Raw genomic sequence first — 9,825 nt, forward strand, 5'->3', positions numbered from 1 at the left:
GTCTAGGAGATGCTTTAGGGACATCTGTAATGAAAGATTACATGCGACTAGGTTATTCAAAGAATTTGTTAGAGCCTAAAGTGTTTGTTTACAAGCCTGTTATTAAAGAGCTATCGCTTAACGATGAACGGGATGAATTAAGATATATTGAAGATAAAATACCTACTAATAAATTTTATGTGACCCATGCATTTAATTCAGAAAAGGATTCTCTGGAATATAACTTAGAAAATGAAGATTCGAATGAAGCGATACCAATTCAAGAATTAACAAGTACATTGGCAATTACTGATGTTTTTTCAAGTCTCACAATGAATGAAGTTGTTTCATTTTATAGTCATTTAGCCAAACTCCCGATGCTTGGACTCCATCATCCTGTGGGACAACGAATTTTATATGAGATTAATAATGTTCAAATGGCAGAAGTAAAAGATTTGCATATATTTAGGGTAAGAAATCGAAGTCAAATTGATCGTCAGATACCATTTGTAGATTCGGAAATGTTTGAAGCTCCTCATGGATATGCGACTCAAGGTAGATTTAATCATCAAGGTCATGGAGAGTTATATGTTTGCGATAATAAGAACGTTGCTATTAAAGAGGTAATATCAAAAGAGAAAGATTTAAGATACGAAATTATTGAATGGAAACTTGAAGAATCTGTTAAGCTAATTGATTTGTCTCATATAAATTCACCGCTAGCAAAGTATTGTAGTTTTCATAAGACTACACCAAATGGACAAGAATATTTAATACCCAATTTTATCGCTCAATGTGCAAAACATCAAAAAATATCTGGCATAAGGTATAATAGTGTTCATGATAATGAGGCTTTAAATTACGTTTTCTTTGATTTTGAAGAAAAATGGTTTAAAACTATACATCTTGATGTGGATCTAGAGTTGGAATTTCTTGAAGAATGTATACGTCCAAAAACATTAGCTTAGTTGTTTAAAATCTATATTTGTTAAAAAAGACAGTTAGCTTCGTATAAAGCTTACTGTCTTTTTTTATATATGAGTTTATTAAAATTGTGGGCTTCGGAGTAAAGTTGTCTTGTTTCATTAAGTGCATATTATGATACTAAAATCAATAACTGATTGTGTAAGCTTTCCTGCCGTCTCTAAATGTGCATTATAAAATTATGGAACGCATCAAAAGTGTAGTTGACTTTTTGATACTTGAAGTGCACAAGAAATGTATCTTAAAGCAGGAAAGGTAGTTATGAGACTATGAAGACATTCAGTTATGTGCGTATATCATCGAAAGATCAGAATGAAGCAAGGCATAAACAAAGCCCTGATAAATCGCTCATTTTAGTAGTTAACAACATTTCACACAAGAATGGATATAGTTTACAAAATTAATAAGGTACAATGGCAATGGTACATGTAGACTATATTGGGGTGAGAGAATGAAGAAAATGTTCCTAGTTGTGGTGAGTTCAATTTTGTTGTTAACGTTTAGTAAAGAAACAATAGCTCACCCAGGAAATACAGATAGTTATGGAAAACATACTTGTAGAACCAATTGTGGACAATGGGGATTAGAGTATGGAGAATATCATGGACATGATGGCGGAATAAGCGATTCTTCATCTTCTGGATCAGGTGATTCTTCTTTTGATTCTACTTATTCAGTCGAGGATTCCATTATGAGCGAGCAAGACTTAGAAGTTCATTACGATGAACTACAAAACCAAGGATATGATGTTGGCTTTCAAGATGGATATAACGATGAAGGATTTGTTGATTTTCATCARGAAGTTTATGCAAWATTATCAAATGCAGATTATAGTTGGTATGAACTTGGTTATGAAAAAGGGTACAAAGACGGGGAAGAACAAAGAGTTAATGAAATTATACAGAAACAAGAAGCTGACTTTTTAACTGGCGAGAAAATAGGCTACGAACAAGGGAACATAGACTTTAATAACAAAACGGTAAAGCAAATACCGCAAGCTGATTCCTCTCAAACGAAATATTGGGTTAAAGGATATACAGAAGGCTACCACAAAGCGGTAAAAGTAATGAAAGTATCAGCGCAGGCGAAAGAAGAAGGATATCAACAGGGCTTAATACAGGAAGTAACGAGCATCCCATCTCATTACTCAAGTGAATATGAAACGAAGATAGCTTTTGAAGAAGGGTTCAAAAAAGGAAACGATGAAAGAATTAAGAAGTTGCATCAAGCTTTTGAAAAGGAAGGATATGAAGCTGGATTTAATCAATTGACTTTTCCGACCACTAAACATGTTCCCGAATTATATATGTTATCGTACAAAAATGGCTATGAGAAGGGGAAGAGAGCAAAAGAAGATGAAGTTTATCAACTAGGTTACGACCTAGCATTTAACACGACAATATATCAAATGGATAATCAGTATAAAGATCATCCTAATCTACAAAAGCAACATCAAAATGGTTTTGAAGCAAACAAGGAAGCTATTGCTATACGTGAAGAGGCATTTGAAGCAGGGAAGAGTGGGGAAAAAATCTTGATACCAGAAAAATTAATAAGTAACAAAGCTGCAGTAATGTTATACAAAAAATATTTCAAAAAGGGCAAGGAAAGAAGAGTAGTCATTAATAAACAAATTCTACTTAGCGGTATAATTACTGTTCCATCAGGATTGTTTGGAGGATATTATCTACATAGAAGAAAAATGAAAAAGAAGAAGTTGTAATGTCATTTGAGTTAGATTTAGTATAATCACACCCGTTGCTTAATTTACTCTAAATACTTATTAAAATATGAGTTTTATTAGTTGAAGAAGATCAAATTCAGAGCTAAAGGAGAAATGAATATGAAAGTTTATAACAAGTTAGTTCGTGATAAAATTCCGCAAATAATCAGAGAAAGTGGGGAGAAGTGTGATATTAATACACTTGAAGATGATAATTATATATTGATGCTTAATGAAAAACTCTACGAGGAGATTGACGAATACAAGAATGCAAGCAATAAAGAAATTGTCTATGAACTTGCAGATATCATGGAGATTGTTTTGGCTATTGCAGAGCATAACGGAATTAGTAAAGATGAATTGGAAAAGGTCAGGGCGGAAAAAAGTAATGAGCGTGGAGGATTTAAGTGCAAAATCTTTTTAGAAAAGGTTTATAAATAAGGACTTCATATTGACTAGAGGTATAACCACCAATTCTTTGTGAGAAAGGGAGTGTAAGTTGTTGAATTTCATGCAAGATGATAACTCACTAGATAGTCAATTCAGGTCAATATATTTATTTGGAGCTAATGTCGCAACCTACAAATTTGCCTTGGCAAAATCATTACTGGAACTTAGCAAACAAGAAAAGGAATTCGTATCTCTTGAAGATTTATCGCCTATATATGTAAAACATATGTTAGATCATGTACGTGAAGGGAAACGTCAAATTACAAGTAATGGATCGAAGTTTATACAAGCATGTCAATTGTATGAAGATAATCAAATAACATTAGAACAATTACTATTAGTCACTGAGAAATTAGGTTTCAAAAATGTCTTAGATGCTTTTCACAATATTCCTGGAAGAGAACTAGGATCGAAATTTTTTGTAAAAGACATTAAAGGAAAAAAGTTAGGTAGTACATTGACTGATGACTTGTTTATGATGAATCAAGGGTTGCAAAGTAATAACATGTATGAAGAAATTGAAGGCAGATGGAACCTAGTTGAAACAGCTTGGACTGAAAGAAATCCAAATTTAGAAATCAAATATGACTTGGAAATCGAAGAATTCTTCTCACTTAGACCTGTTACTGCAGAAAACTATTTGAATTCTCATTTTAGAATTCCTCTCACTCCTGTTCGTAAACCATTAAATGGGTATCAGAAAGGCAGATGTTTCTATTGTTTTGCTCCAATTTCAATAATCAGCAACCAAACCGAAACATGTGATGTTGATCACTTCATACCATTGAGCATTCAAAATAGTTCATCGGTTGACCTCAACTTAAATGGTGTGTGGAATTTAGTCTTAGCATGCCAAGATTGTAATAGAGGAGAGGAGAACGGTAAATTCTCCCGCCTTCCCCAAATTCATTTATTACACAGGTTAATGAAAAGAAACGAATATCTTATACAAAGTAACCATCCATTAAAAGAAACTTTAATGATTAATACTGGAATGTTGCGATCCGCAAGGCTCAACTTTTTAGAGAGTATCTATAGGTTAGCAAAATCAATCAAAACCGCTGCTGCATGGGAGCCGAAATTTTTGAAAGGTGATGGCTTCTAGATAAAGCATACACACACATCTATAGCCTTTAGTCGCCACAATGGAATGGAGCTATTTAACGAAACCTAAAACCAAAGAAGTCCTTTTAATGGACTTCTTTGGTTTTGTTAACTCATGGGTGTTTTTTTCCAAGATTTGAAAGTATTAATGGTTATTTATGTTATTATTTAATAATCAGGCCGATTGTTTTAATATTATACAAATATTAGACTATTTTTTATGTCAAATAACATACATAGGAGGATTTGAAACATCTTTTGTTTTCGTAAAATTAATATGACAAAGATTTAGTACTCATTATTTCAACTGACAAATCCATATTAAGAGGAGAATCTAAATGTTTAAATCAAAACTTTTCAAACCAATTTCTGCATCGGTACTTGCTGTATCTTTATTCTTCAGTTCAGTATCACCGCTAGCTTCACTTAATGAACCATCAATCGTTCATGCAGCAGATAAGCCACCAGCAACAGCTGTAATGTCGAAAGTTACTGAAGTAGTTGATGGTGACACAATCAAATTAAATTATAAAGGAAAATCTGAAACTGTTCGTTTCATACTGATTGACACTCCAGAAACGAAGAAACCCCAAACATGCGTTCAATTATTTGGGGCTGAGGCTTCTGCTTTTACAAAGAAAGCATTACTAAATAAAGAGGTTAAAGTTGAATTAGGAGTCGAAACTCGAGACCAGTATGGTCGCCTTCTTGCTTACATTTATATTAGTGATGTGATGTTTAACAAGACATTACTAGAAAAAGGTCTAGCTCGAGTAGCTATTTATAAACCGAATACTAAATATTTAGAAGAATTACAAGCTGTAGAAAAAGTAGCCAAAGGTAAAAAACTAGGAATCTGGTCAAGTACAAATGCAATAAATGGTGGTTGTGCACCAAAAGTAGTTTCTGTACCAAAACCAGTAATAACAAAACCTGCTCCTAAACCAACTACTCCAGCAAAAACCGAAATCTTTAAGAACTGTACTGAATTACGCAAGAAATACCCTAGTGGTGTTGCAAAAGGACATCCTGCTTACCAATCAAAAATGGATCGTGATAAAGATAATTGGGCATGTGAAAGATAATCTTTAATGACAAAAAACCATTCCTTTTATTTGGGGTGGTTTTTTATGCATACAAAAAAGTATAAATATATTAATGTTTAATGAAGGAATTCCCATATATGGAATCGAATTGATTCTGAAAGGGGGAGTTTAATTGAAGAAATTTTCGGTATACATAATGTTTAAGAATGGATCAAATATTCATTTTGAAACAGACACTAATTTAAATTTGGCTGAACCTCAATCAATTAATGGCGGTCAATTTATYGTTACTGAGAATGATCATGTGATTAATCTGCTACAAGTAGAAGAAATGAAAGTTGTCCAAAATTAGATTAATACTACCCAAAGGAGCATCTCTTAAGAGGTGCTTTTTGCTATGAAAATAAATATATACAAAAACCATTTTATGAYGATACATTTGTAATGGGTTGGCAAATTTATGTAAATTTTTAAGATAACTTTATCTGTCATACTATCTATAGGTTTGCATTCAACTTCAGTACATGCTGCAAATGTAACTAAACCTAAGCCTATGACGATTCACTTTATTAATGTTGAACAAGGTGATTCCACCTATATTAAGACGTTTGATTAATGCTGGAAACAAATGAAAAAGGATATTGTAGTTGCCTATATAAAAAAATTGAATGTGGATGACATAGAGGTGTTGAGCTTTACATTAATTTTTCCCAAATATTTAAAGCGACTATTTTGATCTGAAGGAGACAAAAACTTGAACTTTTATATTAGTGAATATAGAAAATTTTTTACTGTAGACTTAGAATATCCTTGTATTGTATTGACCACTGATGAATGGGACGACTGGTCAATAGCTGAAACATTATTCCATGCTGTGTTTTATGGTGGAGAAGGAACTACAAAACTTGGGGATGTAAAGATAATGACAACTGAATCTAACGTGACTAGAGCCGTTATCCCTAAGAAATTTACAGAGTTACCAGAGTCATATTGTTCATTAGGGCAAAGTTTAGAGTTTTATGAGCAGATAAGCGAATTACCACAATCATTACAAACTTTGATTCTTGACGGATTAAAAGATGTTGCTACTAATAGAGATAGAGCAGAGAAATTCAAAGATAATGAAGTTTTTAATGGTTCATTGTTGCGTTTTAGCGAAGCAGAAAAAGCTTTTAAAGAAGCAAAGCAATATTTTGGTGGTAATGCCACAAAAATCCTTAATTTTAGCTTTATATACAAGATTCACGAAGCTTCGGAACCTCACGATGTTGAACTTGWCTTTACAGATAATATCTTACCTCATCGAATAAATGCTTTTGTAGGAAAGAATGCAACAGGGAAAACAAAAATACTAACCGAATTGGCAAGTTACATAAGTGGTGTAAAGCAAAACAGAGGAAACTTTTCTCCAGCAAGACCTTCATTTAGTAAAATTATTGCCATTTCATATAGTGCATTTGATGAACTTTATAAGCCATTTGAGAATAAAGATAAAGATAAGTCTCCCGAATCAAATGAGGAATCTGAACTTTTTAGCTATAAGTATTGTGGGCTAAGAAATAAAGACGGTCTATTATCTTTGTCAGAACTTGAAGAACATTTTTATCAATCCTATGACGCCATTGTTAAAAGAGGACGAGAAGATGAATGGAAAAAGATATTGCAAAATGTATTCGAAGAAGAACATTTAGAGTTAATAGATCAATTTGGTAAATCACAATCACAAAGCGGTTTGAGTAATTTGCTTAGCTCTGGACAAAATATTCTCCTTTCCACAATTACAGATGTGATAGCACATATAGAAGAGGACTCACTATTATTGTTTGATGAACCTGAGCTGCATTTACATCCTAACGCAATTGCCAATTTCATGAGAATGTATTATGAAATACTAGAGGACTTCAAATCGTTTTCAATTATCTCAACACATTCACCTATAATATTACAAGAAATTCCTTCAAAGTTTGTAAGAGTCTTTTCCAGAATTGATAACACTCCTATGATTGACCCACCATCATTAGAATGTTTTGGTGAGAATATCAGTAGTATTACTAACGATATTTTTGAAGTTCGAGAAAATGAAAGTAATTATAAGACAATCTTTAAACATCTATCTGATCGTCATACAAAAGAGGAAATCATAGATTTGTTTGAGGACGATTTAAGCTTTAATGCTTTAGCATACCTTAACGCAATTTTTAAAAGGAAAGAAGCAGAATGAAAAAATTAATTCCACCAACGCTAGATGCGGAAAGTATATACCAATTCATAAAAGATAACAGTCACAGTGAAGAGAAAAAAAAGAAGTTAGAACATTTTCAGAGTTATGTATTTGAGAGATATCTGACTTATGATACTTTGAAAAACAATTTGGAGGGTATTACAAGCAGTACAATTATTGATACGGAGGATAAGGATGCATTGCATAGCTGTTATACAAGAAATAGTAAGGGTTTCTTAGAAGGAGCAGTAGTTACAAAAATCATTAAAGCTCAATCTGCCCAGCATAAACAAAATTGTCCTTACTGTGGTCTTGATAAACCAAGAACAATAGATCACTATTTACCTAAAGGTAAATTCCCTGAGTTTTCGGTCTTCCCTCCGAATCTCATTCCATGTTGTGGTTATTGCAACCAAAAAAAATCATCTACTTGGTTAACCAATGGTAAAAGACATTTTCTTAATCTCTATTTTGATGAAATACCATCAGATATTCCATTTTTATTTGCGGAAATGGAATATAGGGAAGGAGAGTTAGTTCCGTCCTGTACTTTTACTATTGAAAATAAACACAATATTGATCATGAGTTATTTGAATTAATAGTGCAACACTATACAAGATTACAGTTGCTTAATGAATTTTCGGAAAGCGTAGAGGAAAGATTGTCCAGTATACAAGATGAAATAGTACATAATCCAGAAACTATAGAAGACATAAAAGATGCGTTAGTAAGGAAGTATCACACTAACGTAAGAAAGTTTGGATTAAATCATTGGGAATCAAGCTTTTTAAAAAGTTTAATTAATACACCTGAGTTTTTTGTGAATTCACTTGAATTTGGTGCATAATTCTTCTAATAAGTATCAGTATCAATACCCACTAAAATAGTTGTAAAATAAGGGGATGAATATTGTGAAATTATTTTGGGGGAAATTTGCACTTGAATTAATTGTGATAGTTGGTTTCTTGTCTTTATTGTTGATCAGTTGGTTTTATAGTAGTTTAGATAAAGAAGATTCAGGGGAGTTTTGGAAATCCGTATTGTCTGGTGCATTTGTAGATATATTTAGCTTGATAATTAGTTCAATCTTGATTACATACTTAGTAAATAGGAAGAGAGAACATGATGATAAAAATAACCTATACACAATAATAAAAAAACCTCATAAGAATTTTATAGATAGGTTGCTGCTAGGCTATCTATATATGGTTTGTACAAAGAAAAATTCAGAGTATAAAATAGAGATAAACAAGGGATTATCATTTGATAATATTGATTCATATTTTAAAGAGTACATACATGAGGATTATTTGGCTGAATCGATTATGATAAAAGAAATGAAAAGGGAAAGAGATAAAAACGGGGTTATATATGAATCTGTCGTAATGAATGAAACTACAAGATCTCAATTGTTCTATGATTATGGTAAAAAGGCTATTGATGATATTGATGATTATATTAAAAGCTATCAAACTATCTTAACAACTGAGTATCTGTCTAGATTAGTTAGTATAAGAGAGTGTTTGAAAGAAAATCCTTTTCAAATTTTTATTTGGTCAGGAGATTTATTTCCAAGTAAAATTACTAATGTTGAACAATATACTGCTTCTCATCAAGAGTATATTAATGAGGTAAAGAGTTTGATTAAGTATTTTGCAGATATTGATGTGCAAGAACATTGGTATAAAAGAAAGCAAACTTCTCTGAATCAATTATTGTTGTTTTCACTAGTGCTAATGTTGTTTACATACTTACTTATTAAAGTTGGGATTTATCTTGTTTCAATTTAACTTAAATAATTGGTTTACCCTACCTTGAAAGAAGAATCAGTTATCATGAACACATTCAAAAAAACTTGAGTTATCATGAACGAAATATCATAATTGACGTTAAGAACACAAATAAAGGTTATTTATCAATTAGACTTTGGCTATTTCCTTCAAGATATTCCTGGCTTCCTATTTTGGGCAGGAGTTGATTCATCGTATGGTCTACACAATGCCAAGTTGAATCCTGATGAAAAAGTAGTTGATTATCTCGTTCCATTTACAGAATCTTATATACGTTCGCTTTCGAATCATGATAACGATTAGTTATCATGATTTTTAGTTATGATGGGAGCGTTACATTTCAATTATACGCACAATTTTTTATAGGAAGTTGTATTTGATCGAATCTCTACTATAATGTAAAGAGAAGATAATGACGGTCATGGTTCGTTAAAGGTTCTAATCCCCACGTGTCGCACCTGCAATGGTGAAGATATAGTCCAGACTACAAACAATGTTCATTGGTAGCGAAAGCTATAGTGGTAAGC

At 32.2% G+C, this 9,825-nt stretch carries 10 protein-coding genes; all 10 read left to right on the forward strand.

Features of this window, described 5'->3' with window-relative positions:
* Positions 1-947, forward strand: a 947-nt coding sequence (locus AC1DSB_RS08660) for an RES family NAD+ phosphorylase (protein ID WP_477586465.1), incomplete at its 5' end; no start/stop codon positions are given.
* A gap of 467 nt (positions 948-1,414) precedes the next feature.
* Positions 1,415-2,686, forward strand: a complete 1,272-nt coding sequence (locus AC1DSB_RS08665) for a hypothetical protein (protein ID WP_477586467.1) — start codon at positions 1,415-1,417, stop codon at positions 2,684-2,686.
* 81 nt (positions 2,687-2,767) lie between these two features.
* A complete protein-coding gene (locus AC1DSB_RS08670; protein WP_477532891.1) occupies positions 2,768-3,127 on the forward strand; it encodes a pyrophosphohydrolase domain-containing protein in 360 nt (119 codons plus the stop codon).
* A gap of 70 nt (positions 3,128-3,197) precedes the next feature.
* A complete protein-coding gene (locus tag AC1DSB_RS08675; protein WP_477532893.1) occupies positions 3,198-4,241 on the forward strand; it encodes an HNH endonuclease in 1,044 nt (347 codons plus the stop codon).
* Positions 4,242-4,578: 337 nt separating this feature from the next.
* The gene (locus AC1DSB_RS08680; RefSeq protein ID WP_477586469.1) at positions 4,579-5,325 is read left to right on the forward strand and encodes a thermonuclease family protein; all 747 of its coding nucleotides are present in this window, start codon (positions 4,579-4,581) and stop codon (positions 5,323-5,325) included.
* 133 nt (positions 5,326-5,458) lie between these two features.
* The gene (locus AC1DSB_RS08685) at positions 5,459-5,638 is read left to right on the forward strand and encodes a hypothetical protein (RefSeq protein ID WP_477586471.1); all 180 of its coding nucleotides are present in this window, start codon (positions 5,459-5,461) and stop codon (positions 5,636-5,638) included.
* A 402-nt stretch (positions 5,639-6,040) separates the two neighbouring features.
* Positions 6,041-7,507, forward strand: a complete 1,467-nt coding sequence (locus tag AC1DSB_RS08690; RefSeq protein ID WP_477586473.1) for an AAA family ATPase — start codon at positions 6,041-6,043, stop codon at positions 7,505-7,507.
* Positions 7,504-8,355, forward strand: coding sequence for an HNH endonuclease (locus AC1DSB_RS08695; RefSeq protein WP_477533000.1), 852 nt, complete (start codon positions 7,504-7,506; stop codon positions 8,353-8,355). The genes AC1DSB_RS08690 and AC1DSB_RS08695 overlap by 4 nt, the downstream gene beginning before the upstream one ends.
* Before the next feature lie 64 nt (positions 8,356-8,419).
* Complete coding sequence (locus AC1DSB_RS08700) at positions 8,420-9,298, forward strand: hypothetical protein (protein WP_477586475.1); 879 nt, start codon at positions 8,420-8,422, stop codon at positions 9,296-9,298.
* 93 nt (positions 9,299-9,391) lie between these two features.
* Positions 9,392-9,601, forward strand: coding sequence for a hypothetical protein (locus tag AC1DSB_RS08705; RefSeq protein ID WP_477533379.1), 210 nt, complete (start codon positions 9,392-9,394; stop codon positions 9,599-9,601).
* Positions 9,602-9,825 lie beyond the last annotated feature (224 nt).

This window comes from Paenisporosarcina sp. P4_E4_2, from assembly GCF_056401595.1.